The sequence below is a fragment of the Micromonospora sp. NBC_01796 genome, from assembly GCF_035917455.1.
Taxonomy (GTDB): domain Bacteria; phylum Actinomycetota; class Actinomycetes; order Mycobacteriales; family Micromonosporaceae; genus Micromonospora_G.
The window spans coordinates 4,696,654-4,718,216 of record NZ_CP109078.1 but is presented as its reverse complement, the minus strand read 5'-3'; the positions used below and the strand labels follow the sequence as shown (position 1 = coordinate 4,718,216).

Here is a 21,563-nt window from a genome sequence, read left to right as displayed (position 1 = left end):
GCAAAGGTGGGTCAGCGGACGTCGAGTTCGAGCAGGGAGTAGCCGTAGTCGGTCGAGCGCTTGGTGCCGTACACGCGCACGAACCGGGCGGGGAACTGCGCGACCTCGACGACAACGTCACCGCCCCGGCCGCTGGTGGTGCTGTAGACCGACTTCCACGTCGTACCGTCGGTGGACAGCTCCACCCGGTACGTCGTGGCATGCGCGTTCTCCCAGGTCAGCCGGATTTCGCTGATCTGCCACCGGGCACCGAGATCCACCCGCAGCCACTGCGGATCGCTGAAACCGCTGCTCCAACGGGTTGTCGGGTCTCCGTCGACCGCGTTAGGCGCGGCCCACCCCGAGCGTTCGACGCTGGAGGCGGTGACCGCACCGTTCAGCGCGAGATTGCGGCCGGCGGTGTTCACGGACGCTTTCGGCGGGGCCGGCGACGCGGGCGGGGATGACGGCGGTGGCGTTTCGTTGGCCGGTCGCGGCGACGGGGTCGGTGACGGCGCGACGGGATCGACCGGGCCGGCGGAGGCCCCGTCACTGCCGGCGGAGGCTGCCCCGGTCACCGGTGCGGTGACCGGCATCGTCGCGGTCCCACCCTCCGGTGACGTCGCCGACGCCGGATCGATCGTGACGCGGGTGTCCCACCACCACAGGGATCCGGCGACGAGAAGTGCGGCCACGGCGCTGCCGGAAAGCATCCGTACCCGGAATTTTCGGTTCCGTCCCGTGGTCACCGGTGCGTCCGGGTGCGGCACCGCCGAAGGGTCTGGCTCGGTCCGTGCCGTGCCGGCGCCGCCGAGGGCGGCGTCGGCAACGGGTACGTCGCCCGCGGCGCCCGGTTCGCGGGGAACGAACGCGCCCCGGAGGTGCCAGGCGGCCGGGGTCTTCCGGCGCGGCGCGACCTGCCTGCGGGGTGGGACGTCGGTCTGCGGCCAGTCCGGGTTCGCGGTGCCGGGGTGCGGTCCGGAGAAGGGAACCCTGGTCGGCAGGCGGGGAGCGGATTCCGCAGCCTCCGCCGCGCTGACCAGGTCGGGAACGTCGCCGTACGAGGGCCTACCGTCAGGGCCGTCGGGCCGCTGCTCGACAGGGTTCGCCATCGTGGCCATTCCTCTGCGTGGTGCGAGTACGGAAGCGGACCGGGCCGGTGAGCCCGCACCACCCTAGACGAGGAGCACCGATATCCGGTGTAGACGCCACGGATCATCGCGAACCTGCAGAGACGGCGGGCCGGGCCACGAGTGGGCCCCGACGTCCCAGCGCCCACACGACGAGCGCGAAGCAGCAGAGCACCGCTCCCGCGATCGAGACCGCCGTCCAGCCACCCACGGACCACAGCGCGGTCGCGGCGGCGGAGCCGATGGCACCGCCGATGAAGTTGCCGGTGCTCAGCGCCGTGTTGAGCCGGCTGCGGGCCTCGTCGGACATGGCCAGCAGCCGCGCCCGGTTGAGCAGGGCCTGCCCCTGGAGGGCCACATCGATCACGACAACGACGATGACGACCAGTACAACCGACCGGCCGGCGAACACCGCGACGACAAAGGCGCCGAGGGCCAGCGTCCACGCCGCACCGGTGGCCGGAAGCGACCAGCCGCGGTCGTGCAGCCGGCCGGCGTACCGGACTGCGAGGACGGCGGCGAAGCCCGCCAACCCGAACAGCCCGATCACCGACACCGGGTACCGGAACGGTGGGCCGGTGAGCAGGAACGTCAGCGCCGTCCAGAGCAACGTGAACGCGGCGAACCCGGTGGCGGCGAGGACCAGCGTCCACCGGACCGCCCGCTCGCGTCCGACCACCGCGCCGACCGAGACGATGAGCGCCGGGTACGACACCCGCGTTCGGGGCGCCAGCGGCGGGATCGCGCGGTACAGGACCACCGCGAGCACGACGGCGACAACCGCGGCGAGGGCGAAAATCGTACGCCAACCCGCGGCACCGGCGACGAACCCGCTGACCGTACGGGAGACCAGGATCCCGGTGAGGGTCCCGGACCCGATGGCGGCGACGACCCGACCACGCTGGGCGTCACCGGCCAGGTCCCCGGCGAGCGGTGTGAGGACCTGCCCGGAGATAGTCGACACACCGAGCAGACCGAACGCGAGCAGGAGCAGTCCGATCGACGGCGCCAGCGCGCACAGCAGCAGCGCGACGGCCGAGGCCAGCAGCATCACCGGGACGAACCGGCGGCGGTCCAGTACGTCACCGAGCGGCACGAGCAGCAGGATGCCGACGGCGTACCCGATCTGGGTCACGGTGACCAGCCATCCGGCCGTCGTTGTCGCCACCCGCAGGTCGCCCGCGATGAAGCCGAGCAGGGGCTGCGCCCAGTACAGGTTGCCGACGGCTACTCCCGCCGCCACCGCGAGCAGGAACGTCAACCGGCGGCTGATCTCCGGCGGCGGTGCCACTCGGGGTGGGGTCACCCTGCCACGGTAAGACGTGAAGCCTTTGTTGTTATGCCTTGCGCCCTACCGCGGCATGCAACCCGGACCGTTCCGGGCGCTCGAACGACGGCCCCGCCGGAACCAGCTCGGGCCTCCACTGGCTGACGAACACCACGCCCGGCGGCACCAACTCGAAGTCACCGAGGTACGCGGCGACCTGCTCGCGGGTCCGTGCGGTGGACCGGATCGCGGCCGTCTTCGCGTACGCCGCCCGTAGCTTTTCCACCTCCTCGGGGGTGAACGACTCCGTCGCCCCGTGGGAGATCGCCAGGTAACTGCCCGACGGCAGCCACTCCCGCGTCGTCGCGAGCGCCCGATCGGCAGCCTCGTCGTCGAGCACGAAGTGCAGCACCGCGGCGAGCAGCAGGCCGACCGGCTCGTTCGGGTCGATCAGACCGGTCCCCTCCACCCGGCGCAGCAGCTCCGCCGTCTGCGTCAGGTCGCCCTCCAGAGCCACTGCCCGCTCGTCACCGCGCAACGCGTCCGTCAACTGCGCCACGGCCTCGGGGTCGATGTCCACGTACACCACCCGGGTGTCCGCGACGATCGACGCGGCGATGGCGTGGACACTGCCCTCGCCCGCGATCGCCGCGGACCCGACGTCCACGAACTGCCGTACGCCCTGCGCGATCAGGTGACGAACCACCCGTTCCAACCAGGCGCGGTTCGCCCGCGCAAGGTCGCGGGTCCGCTCGTTCGCCGCCACGATCCTGCCCGCTGCCCCGCCGGGCTGCTCCCCGGATGCGAGATCGGCGTAGATCTCCGACACACTCGCCGTTTGATCGGTCACCACATGCCCTTCCGTCACGGGTCGATCACTCCACTGTGACGCCTCTCGCCAGTCGGCGCGAGTGGTCACCGCTTTCCGTGGTCGAGGGCGGCGACCTCGCGTACGGCCTCGGCGATGGCCGGGAAGTCCTTTTTGAGGATCGCACCGTGGTTGCTGTCCACCTTCGCGCCGATCCGGATGTTCGGGTTGCGGACGGTCACCGCGTCGAGGCTGGTACGTATCCGTTCCTGCTCGCCACCGCGGCTCCCGAAGGAGGTCCCGGAGGCGACCACGTACCGGACCGGGACGGTGATGCTGTCCAGCACCGGGCCGAGTTCGCGTTCGCGGGACAGCCTGCCGAGCTCGATGTTGCTGTTCGCCTGCTGTTCGGCGGTCATCCTCGGCGCCAGGCCGGTCGGGCGCAGCAGCGGGAGGAACCAGCTCATCCGCCGGAACAGCTTCCGGATCCGCTGCTCCATGGCGTCGTCGAGCCAGTCGTGCGGGAACGCACCGTCGACCAGGACCGCGCCCAGGGCACGCTCCGGGTTCCGGCTGGCCCAGTGCGCCCCGACGACGGCCCCGTAGGACCAGCCGACCACCAGCGCCCGGTCCACTTTCCTGGCCGCGAGAACCGCGTCGACGTCCCGGACGGCCGCCTCGAAGGAGTAGTCCGCCGAACGCCTGGATTTGCCCCGTGCCCGCTCGTCGTAGGTGATGTGCCGCCACCCCGTACCGAGTTCGGCGACGACCCGCCGCCAGTACCCCTGGGTGGCGAACTGGCCGTTGAGGTAGACGACCGGGATACCGGGACCGCCGGTGTCGGTGACGGCCAGGGCCGTGTCTTCCACCGGGAGCACGCCGGTCCACGTCGAACCGGTCGAGGAGGTGCTGTTCTTCGTCATCTTCTCCGCCTTGTCGGGTTGGCTGTCTCGTACGACTTTTTCGGGCCTTGCGGGTGGGCCTGCGGGCGCCTCGGGCGGACTGCCGCGTTGTCGGCGGCGACCGGCCGGACCTCGCTCGCGGTGGGCCCGGCCGGGTGGTCCTGGTGGCGCTGGTTCAGAGGCTGCGGGCGGTGATGTCGCCGTGGGAGGTGGTGGCGTGGATGTCGAGTTCGGTGGCGCCGTTGTTCTTGAGCGCGTTGCTGACCCGGCCGTGGCCGGTGCCGGCATCCAGGGCCGCCGAGACGCCGGCGGCCACGCCGACCGAGATGTTGCCGGACTGGGTACGGAGCACAACCGACCCGCGTACGGCCTCGGCGATCCGGATGTCGCCCCTGTCGGTGCTGATCTCCGCGGGCCCGTTGAGCCGGCCGACCTCGACGTCGCCGTCGATCGCGGTGAGGCGGAGGCTCCCGGCCTCGTCAATCTTGATCTGGCGGTACGCGCCCTCGAAGGTCACGTCGCCGAGGCGTCCGACGCCGCGCAGCTCGGCGCTGGCGGCCTTGGCCTCGATCCGGGAGTCGGTGGGCAACTGGACGGTGACCTCCAGGGACCCGGACGGGCCGAGGAGCCGGTTGTCGGGGGTCGAGGTGGTGATCCGCAGGACGCCGTCGGTGTAGGTGACGGTGGTCTGTTCGGCGGCCTTGATGTCGCGGCTCTTGGCGGGGTCGGCGGGCCGTACCTCGACGGTGGTGTCGGCGCGGTCCGCGGCGATGAACTGGACGCGTCCGGCGGGGATGTTCAGGACGGTGGCGATCGGGGCGGGGGTGTCGAACTTCTGCATCGTGCTCTCCCGTGCTCGTTCGTTGTTTCTGACACCGGAAACGCTACGTTGCTTTCCAAAACCCGGCAACATGCCTGTTGCATTGGAGCCGTGTTTCTACAGGTAAACGAGGAGAAAGTGTTGCAACGACCGTGAAATCAATGCAACGAGCGCCACCCCGATCATTGCAATGGGTAAGAAGTGAACGCTATAGTTCGAAGGCCATCGGAGAAGGACCAACAAGGAGATCGCGATGCCGGGAGGCAGGCTCACCCAGCAGGAACGCCAGCAGATCGCGCTGGGGCTGACCGACAGCCTCCCGTACGCCGAGATCGCCCGACGCCTCGATCGTCCGACCTCGACGATCACGCGCGAGGTGATGCGCAACGGCGGCCCCAACGCCTACCGCGCCGACCTGGCCCACCGCGCCACCGAACGCCGCGCCCACCGACGCAGGCCCGCCTCCTCCCCGGGGGCGGAGTCGGTCCCGCAGCCACACGGACGTGACGCCGACGCCGTGGCCGACTACGAGGAGAGACTTACCACCGTCCTGATGGCCTCGGGCCTGACCAAGATGTCAGCCCGGGTGCTGACCTGCCTGTTCACCACGGACGCGGGCAGCCTCACCGCGTCCCAACTCGCCCAGCGCATCCAGGTCAGCCCGGCGTCCATCTCGAAGGCGATCACTTTCCTGGAGAGCCAGAGCCTCGTCCGCCGAGAGCGTGACGAACGCCGCCGCGACCGCTACGTGGTCGACGACGAGCTCTTCTACCAGGCGACGATCGCCGGCGCTCGATCCAACGACCAGCTCGTCGAGACCGCGCGCCAGGGCGTGACCATCCTCGGCCCCCACACCCCCGCCGCCGCCCGCCTGGAGAACATCGCCCGTTTCCTCGACTTCATCAGCGAGAGCATCACCCGCGCCGCGGAACAGGCCCGCGAAGTCCTCCACACCAAACCCGAAACACCCTCGAACAACACCACCCAACCGGGTACGGGCCACGAGTAGATCCTCACCGCCACTGGGCGCGTGATCGCTCCAAGGCCCGGGGACCGGGCCTCGCCTCAGCCCGATCCCCGGGATTGCCGCAATCGTCGGGATGTCACCCCCGACCGGCGGCCTCGCGGAGCATCGCGTCCGTTTCGGGGTCGGGCATGAGCTCCCGGACCTCCTGCGCGCAGCGGCAACTGGCGGCGATCTTGGCAGCCCACGCCAGCGCCTCCGCACGTGAGGCCACGTCGAGCACCACGAACCCGCCGATGACCTCCTTGGTCTCCGGGTAGGGGCCGTCGGTGACCATTCCGTCCGTGGCCACGATGCTCGCCTGCTGGCGTTCGAGTCCGGCGCCGAACACGAACACGCCGGCGCTCACGGCCTCCTGGATCACCGCGTGCGAGGTCTTGCCCACGTCGGGCATGTCCTCGGCGGGGATGTGGTCCATCGCGCCGTCATTGAACGAGATCAGATACTTCGTCATCCCATGACTCCTTGTCCCGACGGCCTCTCCGACCGCCTTCGCCTGTTCCACGAATGACCCGTCCCGGATCCGACGCTGTGCCGGAGGGAATTTTCACGGGATCTCGACCGCCTGCGGTTACCGCGATCTCGCCCCGCCTGTTCCGCTCTGTCCGAGCTTGCTCACCTGGGCCATCCAAAAGCGCACGCAGGTGATATCAATCCATCCATGTCCCGATCTCTCGCTCGCGGATTCCTCCGCGGGACGTTGACGCTCGCCCTGGCCGCCTCCACCACGGTCCTCGGCAGCGCGGCGGCACACGCCGCCACCCCACGACTGACGCTGTCCGCGCTCTCCTTCGCGCAGTCCACCATCGACGCGACCCAGGGTTCCGTGTCCAACCGGCTCACGTTCACCGTCACCAACACCGAACCCGACGCGCAGAACCTCGCGGGCACGCTGACGCTGCGCATGCGCAGTTCGGTGACGGGCGAGTTGCTGGGTCACGACCGTGTGGCGCGCTTCGACTACAACTACCACTGGGGCGAGATGGAACTGGTCTCGGGCACGCCCCGGGAGGCGACGTTCGCCTACGAGATGCCGGTGCGGCCTTACTCCGACGCGGCCACGGCGACCTGGGAGGTCACCAAGGTCACCCTCCAGGGCGACGATATTTCGGCGACGGTCGGCGCCGCCAGGCTGAGCACCTTCCCGGGCTACCGCTTCACCGTGAACACGCTCACCGACTCGTCCGCGCCGACGTTCGGCTTTCTCGCGCTCCACAACGGGCGTGCCCCGCACTTCTATGTGGGGGACGAGCCGTCCTACTTCGCGCTCGACCTGACGATCAACGACTACCAGTCCGGATTCTGGAAGGGCTCGATCAAGCTGGTGGGCCCCGGCGGTCAGAGCATCAGCACCCAGATCACCTGGGGGCGCGACGAGTACAGCACCGGTTTCCGGTGTGGCCTGGCGGGCAGCGGCGACGCCGACGGCAACTACGTGCCGTGCGCGATGGAGATGAACTTCCCGCCGGGCACGGCTCCGGGAAGCTGGCGGGTCGCCCAGATCATCCTGATCAACAACACGGGCGGTCGCGCCACCTACAAGAACCCGGCCGGGCCGTCGATGGTCGTGACGTCCAACTCGACCCTGCAGGCCACCGACTTCGTCGTGTCACCGAACCCGGTCGACAACTGGCGCGCCGACGTGACCGCCGAACTCTCGATGGCGGTCACCGGCGCCACCCGCGGCATATCCCAGCTCGACGTCACCTTCCGTGGCGGGTGCTCGCCGGAGGGGCAGCCGTACACCAAGGCCGACGGCCGGCTTGCCGTCCGGGTACGGGTGCCCAGCCGTGCACGCGGCTGCGACGTGACCGCGCTCGCCGTCCGGGACGGCTCCGGCAATCTCGCGCTCTACGGTTCCGACGTATCGGCACCGGACCCGCAGATCTCGATCGACCAGGTGCCGAGCGTCGACCCGCCGACGGCACTCAGTGCGGCACTCGACCCCGCATCGATCCCGTTGAGCCAGCTCTCCAACCGGTCCATCAGGCTCACGGTGCAGGCCGAGGTGAAGGTGGCGCCCGTCACCAGCATGCCCGTCTACGTGTACGACGCGGACGGCGTCATCGTCTTCCAGACGACCGGATCCGGGGGCCAGGCGCCCGACGGCTCACTCACGTACGACCTGTCGCTCGGCTACTGGGGTCTGGAAGCTGGCGAGTACACGGTCGGCTTCAGGCTGCACGACGCCTCCGGCCTCCGCAGCTACTGGAACATGTTGGACGTCCCGACCAGCCAGACGCTGCCGGGCGGTCCGGTGGTCCTCACGATCACCGAGGGCTGATCAGAGGTGGGGCGGGTCGGTGGTTTCCACTCGGCTCGCCCCGCCTGTTCCGCTCTGTCCGAGCTTGCTCACCTGGGCCATCCAAAAGCGCACGCAGGTGATATCAATCCATCCATGTCCCGATCTCTCGCTCGCGGATTCCTCCGCGGGACGTTGACGCTCGCCCTGGCCGCCTCCACCACGGTCCTCGGCAGCGCGGCGGCACACGCCGCCACCCCACGACTGACGCTGTCCGCGCTCTCCTTCGCGCAGTCCACCATCGACGCGACCCAGGGTTCCGTGTCCAACCGGCTCACGTTCACCGTCACCAACACCGATCCCGACGCCGAGACGGTCCGGGGTGTGGTCACCCTCCGCACGCGCAGCACGGTGACCGGCGAGCTGGTTGGCCACGAGCGCATCGCGAACTACGTCTTCGACTCGATCTGGGAGGACGCCGCCTTCGTCTCCGGCACGCCTCAGGAGTCGACCTACGCCTACGACTTCCGGGTGCCGCGTTACTCCGACGCGGCGTCCACCACCTGGGAGGTCACCAAGGTCACCATCGTGGCCGGCGAGCGGGAGGCGACCGTATCCGGCGCCAAGCTGCAGGCGCTCCCCGGCTCCCGGTTCGCGGCCCAGACCCTGGTCGACGCGTCCGGCCCCACGATCGAGGAGATCCGGTTGGCCAACCGCGAGCCTTTCCTCTACGTCGGCGACGAGCCGGTCGCCTACCCCTACGACCTCACTGTCCAGGACTACGGCGCCGGTTTCTGGAAGGGCACGCTCAAGGTCGCCGGCCCGGGCGGCCAGAGCGTGACGACGCCGTTCACCTGGGAGCGGGAGCCCGACAACTCGGGTGCCATCACCTGCGGCGGTGCGTACGCCGGCGGCGGCGAAGAAGCCAACCGCGTGGCGTGCACCGTCCCGGTGACGCTCCCGTCCGGTGCCAACCCCGGCAACTGGCGGCTCACGCAGCTCGTGTTGTTCAACAACGCCGGCGTTCGTACGACCTACCAGAACCCCACGGTGCCGTCGATCACCGTGACGTCCAACTCGACGTTGCAGGCGAGCGACTTCGTCGTCTCCCCCGGCGAGGTCGACAACTGGCGCGCTGACGCGGTCGTCGAGCTCTCCATGGCAGTCACCGGCGCACATCGTGGTGTGGCGTCCCTCCGCTTCTGGTTCGAGGCCGGCTGCGGGCAGTTGGCCGAGCCGGTCACCAAGCCGGACGGTCGCGTCGCCGTCGCCGTACGGGTCAGCACCGGCACCGCGCAATGCTCACTGACCGGTGTCACGATCGTCGACGGGGCCGGCAATGCGGCGCTGTACGGCTCGATGTTCGGCGCCCCCGACCCGCAGGTCAGCATCACCCGCGTGGCGAGCACCGAACCCCCCACGGCCCTGGCCGCGACCCTCAACCCGACGACGGCGCCGGCCAGTGAGCTGAGCAACATGCCGCCGGTCGAGCTCACGGTCTCCGCCGCGCTGAAGATCGCGCCGGCCCGTATCGCCACCACCTATGTCTACGACGCTGACGGCAACGTCGTCTACCAGTCGTGGGGCAGTGGAGATCAGGCCGAGGACGGCACCCTCACCGACTACCTCTATCTGGGCTGGTACGGCCTCGGTGTCGGCGAGTACAGGATCGGCTTCACCCTGACCGACGTGGCCGAGCACACCACCAGCTACGACGTGCTCGGCGACCCCGCCAGCGAGCCGGTGCCCGGCGGACCGCTGGTCTTCACCATCACCGAAGGCTGACCGGCAGTGTGCGCCCCCACCTGTCGACGAGACGGCGGGGGCGCACACGTGCGGGGATCTTTGCTCTACGAACCCCGCCGGTCTAACGTGCGCAGGTGCCGATTAGCGCTGAGCAGGGCCCTGTAGCTGGGGATACGGACACCTCGGGGCAAGTTGACGCGCCCGCGCCGGCCTCCGTCCGGGAGGTCCTGGCGCTGCGGGCGTTCCGCCGGCTGTTGATCGTCACCGGTCTGTGCAGTTCGGGGGACTGGCTGGCTCTGTCCGGGCTCGCCGCGCTGGCCAGCACCCTGGCCACCAGCGCCGCCGGGGTGAACTTCGCATTCAGCGGTGTGCTGTTCGCGAACCTGCTGCCCGGTCTGCTGTTCGCGCCGATCGCCGGGCTGGTCGCGGACCGGTTCGATCGGCGTACGGTCATGGCCGTCGCCGATCTGGCCCGTTGCGCGCTCCTCCTGTCGATCGCCGTGGTGAACACGTACTGGTGGATCCTGGTCGGCGGCTTCCTCGTCCAGGTGGCGACGACCATGTGGATCCCGTCGAAGGATGCGTCGCTGCCCCGCCTTTTGCGGCGTCCGGAGCAGCTCGCCCCGGCGGCCCAGCTCGGCCTGGTCATGACGTACGGCGTCACGATTCTGGTCGGCGGTGGTCTGTTCACCCTGATCACCGGGGCCGGCACCGTCTTCGGCCTGCCCTCCGACGTGATCGGCATGAACGGGCTGACCCGGCTCGCCATCGTCGTCGCGGCCCTGTTCTACCTGGCCAGCGCCACCTCGATCGCCACTCTCCTGCCCGAGTTGTCGGGATCCGTCCCGTCGACGGATCACGGCCGGCACAACGGCGATCCGCTCCGGATCGTGACCGGTACCGACCCCGCCCCCGCACCCGGTCCAGGTCTGGGCGCCATGCTGCGCGACAGCGTCGGCTACCTGCGCGGCACCCCGGTCGTCCGGGGCCTGCTGGTCGGCATGATGGGCGCGCTCGCCGCCGCCGGCGCCGTGGTCGGTTCGGCCCAGCCGTACGCGCTGAGCCTGCTCGGTGGCCAGGCCGCCTTCGGGCTGCTGCTGCTCGCCGCGTTTCTCGGACTGGTGGTCGGCATCCTCGGGGCACCCGGGCTGGCCCGCCGCCTGTCGCACGAAAGGCTGTTCGGCCTCGCGATCGTCGCCGCCGGGGGCGCGCTCGTCCTGGTGGCGCTCTCCCCACACCTTGCGGTCGCGTTACCGGCCGTGGTGCTGACGGGTGCCTGCGCCGGGGCCGCGTTCCTGACCGGTGTCACCATCATCGGCATCCGGGTGGAGGACTCGATGCGTGGCCGGGTCAACGCGCTCTACCAGTCGATGCTGAAGGTCGTCCTGGGGTGTTCGGTGGTCCTGACGCCGCTTCTGGTGACGGTCATCGGCCAGCGACACGTGAGCATCGGCAGCGCCGCCTTCCTTGTCGACGGCACCCGGCCGGTGATCCTCGGCGGTGGCGTACTCGCCGCCGTGGCGGGTCTGATCGCCCAACGACAGTTGCGCCCCGACGGCGAGCAGGGCTGAACCGTGGCCACCACGGCGGGCGAGCCCGCCACGTGCTGTCAGATGCGTACGAAGTCCTCACCGAGCAACGCCCGCAGCCTGGCCAGCGCACGGGAATTCTGTGTCTTGACCACCGACACGGACACGTCGAGGATGCTGGCCACGGCTTCGACGCTCTGATCCTCCCAGTGCCGGAGCACCACGATGGCCTGGTCGCGAATGGGCAGGGTAGCCAGCGCCCGTAGCAGGGCGACATGCAGTTCGGCGGTGTCGTGATGCCACTGGTTCGGCGCCTCGGGTAGCTCGGCGAGTACCAGTTCGGAGTCGCTACGCCGCTTCTTCTGGTCGAAGACGGCGTTCATCAGGACACGGCGGCTGTACGCCTCCAGATTCGTGGTGTGCCGGATCCTGCCCCAGGTCGCGTACATCTTCGCGAAGGTGATCTGGGTCAGGTCCTGTGCGAGGTGCCAGTCGCGGCACATCAGATAGGCGGTACGCCGCAGCCTCGGCGACGTACTCACGACGAACGCCGTGAACTCCGCCTGCCGGGCGGTCTGCTCGCGCCGCCGAGCCGTGCCCCACCGGGTCATCAGACCCTGCCGGGTGTCCCGGGGCGCCCCCTCGACGGGAGGGTTCCACGTGTCTGCCATCAGTCGGCCGTCGAGACGCTCGTGCCGACGGGGCACGCGCTGCCGATGACCTCGTCGACCCCGGGCTCGCGCTCGACACGGGACGCCAGGCTGGCGTACCGCGACCGTTCGGTCAGCTTGATCCGGAACGACTCCGGAAGCTGGCTGGCTTCGACGGCGGCGACGAGCTCCGGCACGTCCTCGAATGTCTTCCGGTACCTGGCCAGCGCCTCCTCGCGGCTCTGGAAGGTCAGGGTTCGAACCGTCGGATCCGCATCCAGTATCCGGTGCACCGCGGTGCGCTGTTGATCGGTGATGTCTACGGTCAGGAAGATCGAAACATCGGTTGCCGTGTCCCGAACCGGCGATTCGCACACCGGGTTCATCAGCATCCCGAACCCCGCTGGCACCGGCGTCGGTGGTGCCGACCGTTCCGGCGATGCGGTCACGTTCACCACCCCCAAGGCGGCGATGGCCGCCACACCCGCCATACCCGCTGCCATCACCCGCAGTCGGCGGCGACGCAGACCGGTACCGGTGGCCATGGCCCGGCCGGCGAGGTCACCCGGCGGTTCGGGCTCGTCAGCCAAGGCGCGGTCGAACAGCAGTCGCAGGTTCTGGTCCATCGTTCACTCCCGTGGTCTGGTGGGCTCCAATCTGTGATGACTGGTTGGGACACCGGATCGGTCACATCCGTTCCCGAAGCCGAACCACCGGGGGAGATCCAGGACAACTGCCGACCGGGCGCGTCGCCAACGACTCAAGCCGCAGCGTTACGGGGCCCGAAACTGACGTTGAGGCCTACGTCCAACGCCGCCGCCAACCGCTCCAGCACCGGCAGGGTCGGCACGGTGCCGCCCGCCTCGAACCGAGCGACAGCCGACTGTGTCATCCCCGATGCCTGGGCGAGCTGCGACTGACTCCAACCCCGTCGCTCGCGAAGCTCCCGAACCGCACGGCCAAGCTCGAACGCCAACCGTGTCGCGTCGTACGCCTCCGCGGCTCCCGGCTCGGCCATACGCCGGTCCCGCATGCTGGCCCAGTCTGCCCGTTCACCCACGACCTAGCCCCTCTCCTCTTCGACGCGGTGCGCCTCCTCGACACACCGGGCAAACGCCCGGCGCGCGCGCTCGACCTCCCGCTCATCCCGCATGCGCGTCTTGTAAAACACCGTAAGCAGGATGATTCGCCGGTCGGACGCGACCCAGTAAGTGATCCTCACTGCCTGTCGCTCCAGGTAGAACCGCAGCTCACGCAACTTGCCATCAAGCTGCTTCGTGTACGGCTCACCCAGTAACGGGCCCTGCTCCGCCAACAGATCCACGTAGAACGCCGCCCGGGCGAACAGCACCGTCGGAAGGTCCGCCAGCCACTTCTCGACCTCCGGCTCCAATTCGACAATACCCCAGGTCATAGCGACGATGCTATAACGGCGGCGACCAGTCCAGCAGCCCAGTCGGCCGTTGGCCCCGGGCGCGGTTCGCATCTTGATCGCACGACAACAAGAACTGACAGGTCAGGGGCATAGGTGGGGCGGGCGGGACTCGAACCCGCGACCGAGGGATTATGAGTCCCCTGCTCTAACCTGCTGAGCTACCACCCCTTGTGGTGCGGGAATGGTAACCCGCGTGCCTGCGCGTCCGCCGACCGCTGACGGGTACGAAGCAACTACCCGTCGCGACCCCCGAACAGGCCGGCACCGCGAGAATAACAGCGCCGACCGACACCGTACGGACGGCTCAGACCGCCGGTGTCAGGTGGCGTACGACCGCCGCACCGGCCCGCCAGCCGCTGGCCAGGGCGCCCTGGATCGACGGGCTGTCCCGGTGGTCACCGGCCACGAACACACCCTCCCCCAGGTCGACCGGCCGCCGCAGCCGGCCCTGGTTCGGCGGGGCCGCCGGCAGTGCGGCCGGCAGTGTGATCGTGGTCAGGTGTTCCCAGTCGTCGGTCCGGCAGCCGTAGAGCCGACCGAGTTCGGCCCGGACCAGAGGCTCGGGTGGCGGGTTCGGCCCGGCCACGGAGCTGCTCACCAGGTGCCGGCCGGGTGGGGCGTAGGTGGGTGCGGCGCGACTGATCACGACGGTGTTCGCCACGAGTTCGCGCCGGTCGCCGTCGAGCAGCAGGATCGGCTCGTCCAGTGGTGCCCGGTCCACCGAGTGGTAGTAGGTGGTGAGGGCGCGGGTGCGTACGGGGCCGAGGGCGGGTAGCAGCGCGGTTGCCGTACCCGGATCGACGGCGACCAGGACGGCCCGGCAGCGGATGTCGCCCGCGGGGGTACGGACCAGGCCGGGTCCGACAGCGCTGACCGGGGTGCCGAGGCGCAGCAGGGTACGGGGCAGCGGTGCGGCGATCGCCGCCGGCAGGTCACCCATCCCGCCCGCCGGTACGCCGATTCTGCCCCGGACGAAGGATCGGGCGATCAGGGCGCTGACGTGGCTGGAGGTCTCCAGGGCCGGGTCGGCGAGTACGCCGGACAGGAACGGCCGGAGGAGTTCCTCGATGATCCGGTCGGAGAGCCCGGCCCGGTGCAGGGCCTGTTCGGTGGTGACCTCGGGGGCGTCGAGCAGCCGGTGCACGGGCGTGGCGGCGCAGGTGGTGGCGAGCGCGGCCAGCCGGAGCCGGTCGGTGAAGGTGCCGACGTCGGCCGACGCCGACAGCGGTGCGGCGATCGGGTCGCGCAGCGGGTTGGCGAGCCGGTGCAGGTGTCCGTTGCGGCGGACGAGGACCCCGGAGCTGAAGTACCCGAGTTTCAGGGTGTCGACGTCCAGCAGGGTGCCGAGCCGGGGGTAGGCGGTGTTCAGCACCTGGAAGCCCCGGTCGAGCAGGTAGCCGTCGACCCGGTCGGTGGCGATCCGGCCGCCGAGCCGGTCGGCGGCCTCGACGAGCAGCCAGGGCACGCCGGCCCGGTGCAGTCGGCGGGCGGCGGCGAGTCCGGCGAGTCCTCCTCCGACGATCACCACGTCGGTTTCAGCGGGCATGGCGGGCATGGTAGTCAGGGTCCTCGGGCGGCTCGCCCGGGTCCACCCGCTGCAGCTTGCTGGGCCACCAGATCGCCGGTCCGATGTGGTAGGCCAGCGCCGGGACCAGCAGGGATCGGACCACGATGGTGTCGATGAGGACACCGAGGGCGACCGCCAGGCCGAGTTCCACCAGGATCACCAACGGGAGTACGGCGAGCGCCGAGAACGTCGCCGCCAGTACGAACCCGGCCGACGTGATCACCCCGCCGGTGACGCAGAGTCCGCGCAGTACGCCGGGTCGGGTGCCGTACTTGGCGGACTCCTCACGTACGCGGCTCATCAGGAAGATGTTGTAGTCGACGCCGAGGGCGACCAGGAAGACGAAGGCGAACAGCGGGAACGAGGCGTCCACGCCGGGGAAGTCGAAGCCGTGGGTGAACAGGACCGCGCAGAGTCCCAGGGTGGCCGCGAAGGACAGCACCACGGTGACGATGAGCAGCAGCGGGGCGAGCAGGGAGCGGAGCAGGAGGGCCAGGATCACGGCGATCACCCCGAGGACGGTGGGGATGATGACGTTCTGGTCCCGGTCGGCGGCGTCGCTGGTGTCGATGTTGATCGCGGTGAACCCGCCGACCACCGCCCCTGCGCCGGGAACGGCGTGTACGGCGACCCGCAACCGCCGTACGGTGTCCCGCGCCGCCAGGCTGTCGGCCTCCTCGGTCAGGGTCGCCTCGAGTTGGATCCGGCCGTCGACGACCCTGGGTGGGGCCGACGCACCGGCGGACGGGTCGGCCTGGCCGCCGGCGCCGGGCGCGACGGTCAGGGGCTGTACCTGGGCCACGCCGGGGACGGCTCGGGCGACCTCGGCGACCCGGTCGGCGGTGTCGGCGGCGACGAAGATCGTCGCGGGGCTGCCCAGCCCGCCGGGGAAGTGCCGGTCGATGATGCGCTGCCCGTCGACGGAGTCGGTCTGTTCGGTGAACAGGTCGGCCTGGCCGAGGGTGGTGCCGCCGAGTTGGGTCAGGCCGGCGGCGAGCGCGACGAGCCCGGCGGCGGTGATCGGCCAGACCCATCGGGCGCGGCGGCCGATGAACCGGCCGATGGCCCGCCACAGGCCGCCGGAGCGGTCGGTGGTGCCGGCGTGCGGTACCCGGGGCCAGAATGCCCACCTGCCGCCGAGCAGCAGCATCGCCGGCAGGAAGGTCAGCATGACCACGAGGGTGACGCCGACGCCGACGGCGGTGACCGGGCCGAGGGCCCGGTTGGAGTTGAGGTCGGACAGGAGCAGGCAGAGCAGGCCGGCGATGACCGTGGTCCCGGAGGCGAAGATGGCCGGTCCGGCGCCGCGCCAGGCGGCGATCATGGCGTCGATCGTACGGGGGTGGTGGTGCAGTTCCTCCCGGTAGCGGGCGATGAGCAGCAGGGCGTAGTCGGTGCCGGCGCCGAAGACGAGGACGGTGAGGATGCCCTGCGCCTGCCCGTTGAGTTTGATCACGTCGTTGTCGGCGAGGACGTAGACGAGCAGCGTGGCGACGATGTACGACACCCCGGCGGCCAGCAGCGGGAAGATCCAGAGCACCGGGCTGCGGTAGACGATGAGCAGGATCACCAGCACCACGACGAGGGTGACCAGCAGGAGCGGCCCGTCGATCGAGGAGAAGACGGCGACCAGGTCGGCGAGGAGTCCGGCCGGTCCGGCGACCTCGACGAGCAGTCCGTCGGCGCCCGGCCCGGTGATCCCCCGCATGGCGTCGACGGCCCGGTGGATCCGGTCGCCGCCGTCACCGCTGGAGTCGAGCGGGACGATGAGCTGGACCGCCTGGCCGTCCCCGCTGGGCACCGGTGGCGGCAGCGGGGTGATCACGCCGGGTACCTGGGCGAACCGGTCCGCGTCGGCGGCGATCCGCTGCCGGTCGGCGTCGGTGATCCCGCTTGTCCGTTCGTAGACGACCAGCGCGGGTGTGGTCTGCCGGTCGATGAAGCCGGTGGCCAACCTGTCGGCGTGGGTCGCCTCCGCGTCGGCCGGCAGGAAGGCGGCGTTGTCGTTGGTGGCGACGTCGTCGAGCCGTCCGCTGAACGGGGCGGCGAACCCGGTGATCGCCAGCCAGCCGAGAACCACCGCGACGGCGACCAGCGTGCCGACGGTCCGGTTGCGGATTCCCCTCATCTTCACCCCCGCCGCATCTCCCCGGATACGACGATGCCCGCCGGCAGGGGCCGACGGGCGGGATTGTGGGGAAAGCTCCCCCGTTTGGACTCGAACCAAAAACCTGCCGGTTAACAGCCGGCTGCTCTGCCAATTGAGCTACGGGGGATCGTCTGTTGCCGGTTCTGGATCTCCCCGGCGCCTCGCGACGGCATAAGAGTACAGGACTTCCCGGGGGTCCGCGCTACGGGGTTCTCGGCGAAACGGTGCACCCCGACATCCAGGCAAAATGTCGTGCCTGCCACGGACAGGCATGACCTTCGAGGAGGATGGGTAGGTACTTGAGCACAGACGACGCAAGCGCGACGCAGTTGCCCATCCGGACCTCGGAGGGCGCAACGGCGCGTCAGGCACGAAAGGAGCCGCCATGCGCGGAAAGCTGTGGTTCATCGGCGGGCTGGCAGCGGGTTTCGTCCTAGGCGCCCGCGCCGGCCGGGAGAAGTACGAAGAGCTGGTCATCAAGGGCCGTAAGGTTCTCGACCACCCGACGGTGCAGGAAGCTGCGGGAGTTGCCCAGGCCCAGGCCAATCGGCTCTACGCCGAGGGTAAGGACCGGCTCAGCCACACCCGGCTGGGTGAGAAGCTGAGCCCGGGTACGACGACCAACGGCAGCACCACCGAGTTGACGTCAACCGGTGTCGGGACGACCCCGACCACCGGGATCAAGCCGTCCGGGACCGGAACGGGCAGCGCCTCGTTCTGATCCGGACAGCGGGAGGGCCCGTACGACAGGGTCCCTTCCGAACCACCCCGGGTACGGCACGGGCCGGCCGCCGTCAGGCGACCGGCCCACCGCCGTGTCCGTGGCCGTACGGTCAGTCCTTGCTGGCGAAGGCGGCGTCGAAGGCCGCCTCGGGTGCGTCGAAGGCGAGCCGGCGGACGAACTGGAGCGCCTCCGGGGCGCCGACGAGCCGGTCCATCCCGGCGTCCTCCCACTCGATCGAGATCGGGCCGTCGTAGCCGATCGCGTTCAGCGCGCGGAAGCAGTCCTCCCAGGGCACGTCGCCGTGACCGGTGGAGACGAAGTCCCAGCCCCGGCGCATGTCGGCCCAGGGCAGGTGGGACGCGAGCCGGCCGCGCCGACCGTCGCCGGTGCGTACCTTGGCGTCCTTGCAGTCGACGTGGTAGATCCGGTCGGCGAAGTCGAAGATGAAGTTCACCGGGTCGAGTTCCTGCCAGACGAAGTGCGACGGGTCCCAGTTGAGCCCGAACGCCTCCCGGTGGCCGATCGCTTCCAGGGTCCGCTTGGTCGTGTAGTAGTCGTACGCGATCTCGCTGGGGTGGACCTCGTGCGCGAACCGTACGCCGACCTCGTCGAAGACGTCGAGGATCGGGTTGAACCGGTTGGCGAAGTCCTCGTACCCCTTCTCGATCATCGACGGCGGGACCGGCGGGAACATGGCCAGGGTGTGCCAGATCGACGAGCCGGTGAAGCCGACGACCGTCTTCACCCCGAGCTTCGCGGCTGCCCGTGCGGTGTCCTTGAGCTCCTCGGCGGCCCGCTGGCGTACGCCCTCGGGTTCGCCGTCGCCCCAGATCCTGGCCGGCAGGATGCCCTGGTGCCGCTCGTCGATCGGGTGGTCGCAGACCGCCTGGCTGAGCAGGTGGTTGGAGATCGCGAAGACCTGGAGGTTGTGCTTGGCCAGGGTCTCCTTCTTGCGCTCGATGTACGACTCGTCGGCGAGCGCCTTGTCGACCTCGAAGTGATCGCCCCAGCAGGCGATCTCCAGGCCGTCGTAGCCCCACTCGGAGGCGAGCCGGCAGACCTCCTCGAACGGAAGGTCGGCCCACTGGCCGGTGAAGAGCGTGATGGGTCGCGCCATTGTCCTTCTCCCCTGTTGGATACCTGGGATTCCCGACGGGCACCGCGGCGGCGGTGTCCGTGGACGGGCGCGAGGGGGGCCGGTCCGGCCGTACGGCATACCGGTGGAGGCGGGACCGGTGCGTGCGTACGCATCCTGGGCGAGCGGGTTGCGCCTCCCGCTGCTCACCGGTGGTCTCCAAAGGTCGCCAGGAGCCACTCTAGGCCCCGCCCCCGGACGCAAGGAAGGGCCCCTCGACAACGAGGAGCCCTTCCCGACTCATTCAGGCCGGAAGGTCCGGCGTCACTCAGGCCGGCAGGGTCCAGCGCTGGCTGGCGACGCCGAGGCAGTCCCAGAGGTGCACGTTCTGGCCGTCGGCGGAGCTGCTGTTCAACACGTCCAGGCACTTGCCCGACGCCGGGTTGCGCAGCGAGCTGTCGGCGGCGTTGCGGACCCAGTTCTGCGCCCCGGTGCCGTTGCAGGTCCAGAGCTGGATCTTGGTCCCGTTCGCGGTGCCGCTGCCGGAGATGTCCAGGCACTTGCCCAGCGTCCGCAGCGTCTGCCCGGTCACGGTCCAGGTCTGGCGCGCCGTACCGGTGCAGGTGTTGATCTGGGCCTGGGTGCCGTCGGCGGTGCCGCCGCCGTCGATCTCCAGGCACTTGTTCGCCAGGCCGACGATCGGTCCGGTGCCGGTGCCGCCGCCACTGCTGCGGACCAAGGTGAAGTCGTCCACGTCGAACAGCCCGGTACCGCCCCCGGTGAAGGTCAGGTACAGGTTCTGCGTACCGGTGGGAACGTTCGACAGGGTGGTGGTGACGTCGGCGTACGTCTCCCAGCCGCCGGTGTTCGGCACCGCGACCGAACCGAGGATCGGTCCGGTGGTCGAGCCGGTACGGACCTGGATGGTGCCGCCCGCGCCGCCGGAGACGACCCGGGACCGGAACGAGGTGACCCCGGTCAGGCTCTGCCCGTTGTACGCGGCCCAGTCGCCGTTGTCGATGTAGCCGATGGTCGAGCCACCGTTGGCTCCGGCCTTGCCGACCACCTGCACGCCACCGGTCGAGGTGAACGCCTCGGCCTGGACCGTGGTGTTGCCGGTGGGCGGCGGCTCGGTGCCGCCCAGCTCCTTGATCCGTACGTTGCGGAACGACGCGTCGTCGCCCGTACCGTGGTTCTGCAGGCCGATGTAGCCGGCCAGCGAGCGGACCGGGTTGGTGTTGGTGAAGTCGTTGATCAATACGCCGTTGAGGTAGATCCGCAGCCGCTCACCCTCGACCAGCAGCTCGTAGTTGTTCCACTCCCCCGCCGGGTTCAGCGCCGCGTCACGGGCGGCGATGTCGGCCGACTTGAAGGTGTAGACGGCACCGGTGGTCCGGTCGGCCGCGTCGGTGGCGTCGATCTGGATCTCGTACCCGTTGTCCACGGCCGACCACGGGTCGGTCGAGGCCGGGAAGCCGATGAAGACACCGGAGTTGTCGTCACCGGCGAGCCGCCAGTCCAGCTTCAGCGAGTACGACGAGAACTGCTTGGCGCTGTACCAGTACAGCCCCATCCCGCCGACCGAGGTGAGGGTGGCGTCGGTGTTGGTAAAGTTGCCCGGACCGGCCTGCGACCAGCCGGTGGTGGAGCCGTTGAAGAGGGCGGTGTAGCCGGTCTCGGGCCGGCAGTCGGCCTTGGAGGTGCCGGCCGCGTACCGGATGCCGCCGAGCAGGTGCGCCCGGAACGCCGACTCCGCGTACGTCGACTGGGTGTGGCCGAGGCCGGTGTAGAACGACCGGCCACCCTCGTACGTCTTGCACCAGGAGATCGGGTGGTCGGCTCCCATGCCGCCGCCGGAGTACGACGACTCGTCGAGGTTGGCCAGCACCCGGGCGGTGGACCGGGGGTTGGTGCGGTAGTTGTACCACTCGTCGGTACGGGTCCAGGTCTGCGGCAGGGTGGCGGTCGCCGCGGTGGCCCGGTTCTCGACCCTGATGTTGGCTTGCTGGATGGCCGGGTGCGAGGCGAAGTACCCACCGACCAGGTTGCCGTAGAACGACCAGTCGTACTCGGTGTCGGCGGCGGCGTGCACCCCGACGTAGCCCTTGCCGCTGCGGATGTAGGACTCGAACGCGGTCTGCTGGGCGGCGTTGAGGGCGTCACCGGTGGTGTTGAGGAAGATCACCGCCTCGTACTGGGCGAGGTTGGCGGTGGTGAACGCGTTGGCGTCCTCGGTGGCGGCGACGGTGAAGTTGTTCGCCGCGCCGAGTTCGCGGATGGCCTGGGTGCCGACCGCGATCGAGTCGTGCCGGAAGCCGGCGGTCTTCGAGAAGACCAGCACGTCGTACGGGGCGTCGGCGGCACTGGCCGGGGTGGCGGGCGTGGTACAGGCCAGGACGGCGAGCGCCGCCATGGCCGTACCGAGGACGGGTCGCAGGAGTCTGCGCATCGGTGCTCTCCCTAGGGCGAGTCGGGAAGGGCCCTTCCGTCGGACAACGATCGGAAGGGCCCTTTCC

Annotated in this window: 19 protein-coding genes and 2 tRNA genes; 5 read left to right on the top strand and 16 right to left on the bottom strand. The window is 69.9% G+C overall.

What is annotated here, in order from left to right:
• Positions 1-11 precede the first annotated feature (11 nt).
• The 5 genes from OIE47_RS21810 to OIE47_RS21790 all read right to left on the bottom strand — a co-directional run bounded on the left by OIE47_RS21810 (position 12) and on the right by OIE47_RS21790 (position 4,927).
• Positions 12-1,091 (bottom strand): discoidin domain-containing protein, encoded by a 1,080-nt coding sequence (locus tag OIE47_RS21810; RefSeq protein WP_326556391.1) that lies wholly within the window; start codon positions 1,089-1,091, stop codon positions 12-14.
• A 103-nt stretch (positions 1,092-1,194) separates the two neighbouring features.
• Positions 1,195-2,415 carry an MFS transporter gene (locus OIE47_RS21805; protein ID WP_326556390.1) on the bottom strand — a complete coding sequence of 407 codons (1,221 nt, stop codon included), beginning with the start codon at positions 2,413-2,415 and terminating at the stop codon, positions 1,195-1,197.
• A gap of 31 nt (positions 2,416-2,446) precedes the next feature.
• Positions 2,447-3,226 carry an SAM-dependent methyltransferase gene (locus OIE47_RS21800; protein WP_326556389.1) on the bottom strand — a complete coding sequence of 260 codons (780 nt, stop codon included), beginning with the start codon at positions 3,224-3,226 and terminating at the stop codon, positions 2,447-2,449.
• 65 nt (positions 3,227-3,291) lie between these two features.
• Positions 3,292-4,107 (bottom strand): alpha/beta fold hydrolase, encoded by an 816-nt coding sequence (locus OIE47_RS21795; RefSeq protein ID WP_326556388.1) that lies wholly within the window; start codon positions 4,105-4,107, stop codon positions 3,292-3,294.
• A 154-nt stretch (positions 4,108-4,261) separates the two neighbouring features.
• Positions 4,262-4,927 carry a DUF4097 family beta strand repeat-containing protein gene (locus OIE47_RS21790; protein ID WP_326556387.1) on the bottom strand — a complete coding sequence of 222 codons (666 nt, stop codon included), beginning with the start codon at positions 4,925-4,927 and terminating at the stop codon, positions 4,262-4,264.
• A gap of 232 nt (positions 4,928-5,159) precedes the next feature.
• On the opposite strand from OIE47_RS21790, the gene OIE47_RS38050 reads away from it, so the two are divergent.
• A complete protein-coding gene (locus tag OIE47_RS38050) occupies positions 5,160-5,915 on the top strand; it encodes a helix-turn-helix domain-containing protein (RefSeq protein WP_442791977.1) in 756 nt (251 codons plus the stop codon).
• Positions 5,916-6,009: 94 nt separating this feature from the next.
• On the opposite strand, the gene OIE47_RS21775 is transcribed toward OIE47_RS38050, so the two are convergent.
• Positions 6,010-6,384 (bottom strand): YciI family protein, encoded by a 375-nt coding sequence (locus OIE47_RS21775; protein ID WP_326556386.1) that lies wholly within the window; start codon positions 6,382-6,384, stop codon positions 6,010-6,012.
• Positions 6,385-6,591: 207 nt separating this feature from the next.
• Here OIE47_RS21775 and OIE47_RS21770 point away from each other — a divergent pair, with 207 nt between their 5' ends.
• From OIE47_RS21770 to OIE47_RS21760, 3 genes are all read left to right on the top strand, one after another.
• Entirely contained in the window at positions 6,592-8,214 is a 1,623-nt protein-coding gene (locus OIE47_RS21770; RefSeq protein ID WP_326556385.1) for a hypothetical protein, read from the top strand.
• Between the two features lie 114 nt (positions 8,215-8,328).
• Positions 8,329-9,957, top strand: coding sequence for a hypothetical protein (locus OIE47_RS21765; protein ID WP_326556384.1), 1,629 nt, complete (start codon positions 8,329-8,331; stop codon positions 9,955-9,957).
• A 95-nt stretch (positions 9,958-10,052) separates the two neighbouring features.
• Positions 10,053-11,489 carry an MFS transporter gene (locus OIE47_RS21760; protein WP_326556383.1) on the top strand — a complete coding sequence of 479 codons (1,437 nt, stop codon included), beginning with the start codon at positions 10,053-10,055 and terminating at the stop codon, positions 11,487-11,489.
• A gap of 38 nt (positions 11,490-11,527) precedes the next feature.
• Here OIE47_RS21760 and OIE47_RS21755 read toward each other — a convergent pair whose 3' ends face one another.
• The 8 genes from OIE47_RS21755 to OIE47_RS21720 all read right to left on the bottom strand — a co-directional run bounded on the left by OIE47_RS21755 (position 11,528) and on the right by OIE47_RS21720 (position 17,375).
• Positions 11,528-12,118: a SigE family RNA polymerase sigma factor gene (locus OIE47_RS21755; protein WP_326556382.1), complete on the bottom strand. Its 591-nt coding sequence runs from the start codon at positions 12,116-12,118 to the stop codon at positions 11,528-11,530.
• Positions 12,118-12,723, bottom strand: coding sequence for a permease-like cell division protein FtsX (locus tag OIE47_RS21750; RefSeq protein WP_326556381.1), 606 nt, complete (start codon positions 12,721-12,723; stop codon positions 12,118-12,120). The genes OIE47_RS21755 and OIE47_RS21750 overlap by 1 nt, the downstream gene beginning before the upstream one ends.
• A 134-nt stretch (positions 12,724-12,857) precedes the next feature.
• On the bottom strand, positions 12,858-13,130 hold the full coding sequence (locus tag OIE47_RS21745) for a helix-turn-helix domain-containing protein (RefSeq protein ID WP_326556380.1): 273 nt from the start codon (positions 13,128-13,130) through the stop codon (positions 12,858-12,860).
• Positions 13,131-13,160: 30 nt separating this feature from the next.
• A complete protein-coding gene (locus OIE47_RS21740) occupies positions 13,161-13,511 on the bottom strand; it encodes a type II toxin-antitoxin system RelE/ParE family toxin (protein ID WP_326556379.1) in 351 nt (116 codons plus the stop codon).
• A 115-nt stretch (positions 13,512-13,626) separates the two neighbouring features.
• Positions 13,627-13,700: transfer RNA gene (locus OIE47_RS21735), tRNA-Ile, on the bottom strand.
• Between the two features lie 136 nt (positions 13,701-13,836).
• Positions 13,837-15,078 (bottom strand): NAD(P)/FAD-dependent oxidoreductase, encoded by a 1,242-nt coding sequence (locus OIE47_RS21730; RefSeq protein WP_326556378.1) that lies wholly within the window; start codon positions 15,076-15,078, stop codon positions 13,837-13,839.
• Positions 15,068-17,227: an MMPL family transporter gene (locus tag OIE47_RS21725; RefSeq protein WP_326563193.1), complete on the bottom strand. Its 2,160-nt coding sequence runs from the start codon at positions 17,225-17,227 to the stop codon at positions 15,068-15,070. Before OIE47_RS21725 ends, OIE47_RS21730 begins: the two co-directional genes overlap by 11 nt.
• Before the next feature lie 75 nt (positions 17,228-17,302).
• A tRNA-Asn gene (locus OIE47_RS21720) sits at positions 17,303-17,375 on the bottom strand.
• A 258-nt stretch (positions 17,376-17,633) separates the two neighbouring features.
• Here OIE47_RS21720 and OIE47_RS21715 point away from each other — a divergent pair.
• Positions 17,634-17,969 (top strand): hypothetical protein, encoded by a 336-nt coding sequence (locus OIE47_RS21715; protein ID WP_326556377.1) that lies wholly within the window; start codon positions 17,634-17,636, stop codon positions 17,967-17,969.
• Between the two features lie 112 nt (positions 17,970-18,081).
• Here the strand turns inward: OIE47_RS21715 and OIE47_RS21710 are convergent, their stop codons facing one another.
• Both OIE47_RS21710 and OIE47_RS21705 read right to left on the bottom strand, forming a co-directional pair.
• The gene (locus OIE47_RS21710; protein WP_326556376.1) at positions 18,082-19,089 is read right to left on the bottom strand and encodes a sugar phosphate isomerase/epimerase family protein; all 1,008 of its coding nucleotides are present in this window, start codon (positions 19,087-19,089) and stop codon (positions 18,082-18,084) included.
• Positions 19,090-19,375: 286 nt separating this feature from the next.
• Positions 19,376-21,496, bottom strand: coding sequence for a ThuA domain-containing protein (locus tag OIE47_RS21705; protein WP_326556375.1), 2,121 nt, complete (start codon positions 21,494-21,496; stop codon positions 19,376-19,378).
• Positions 21,497-21,563: the final 67 nt, after the last annotated feature.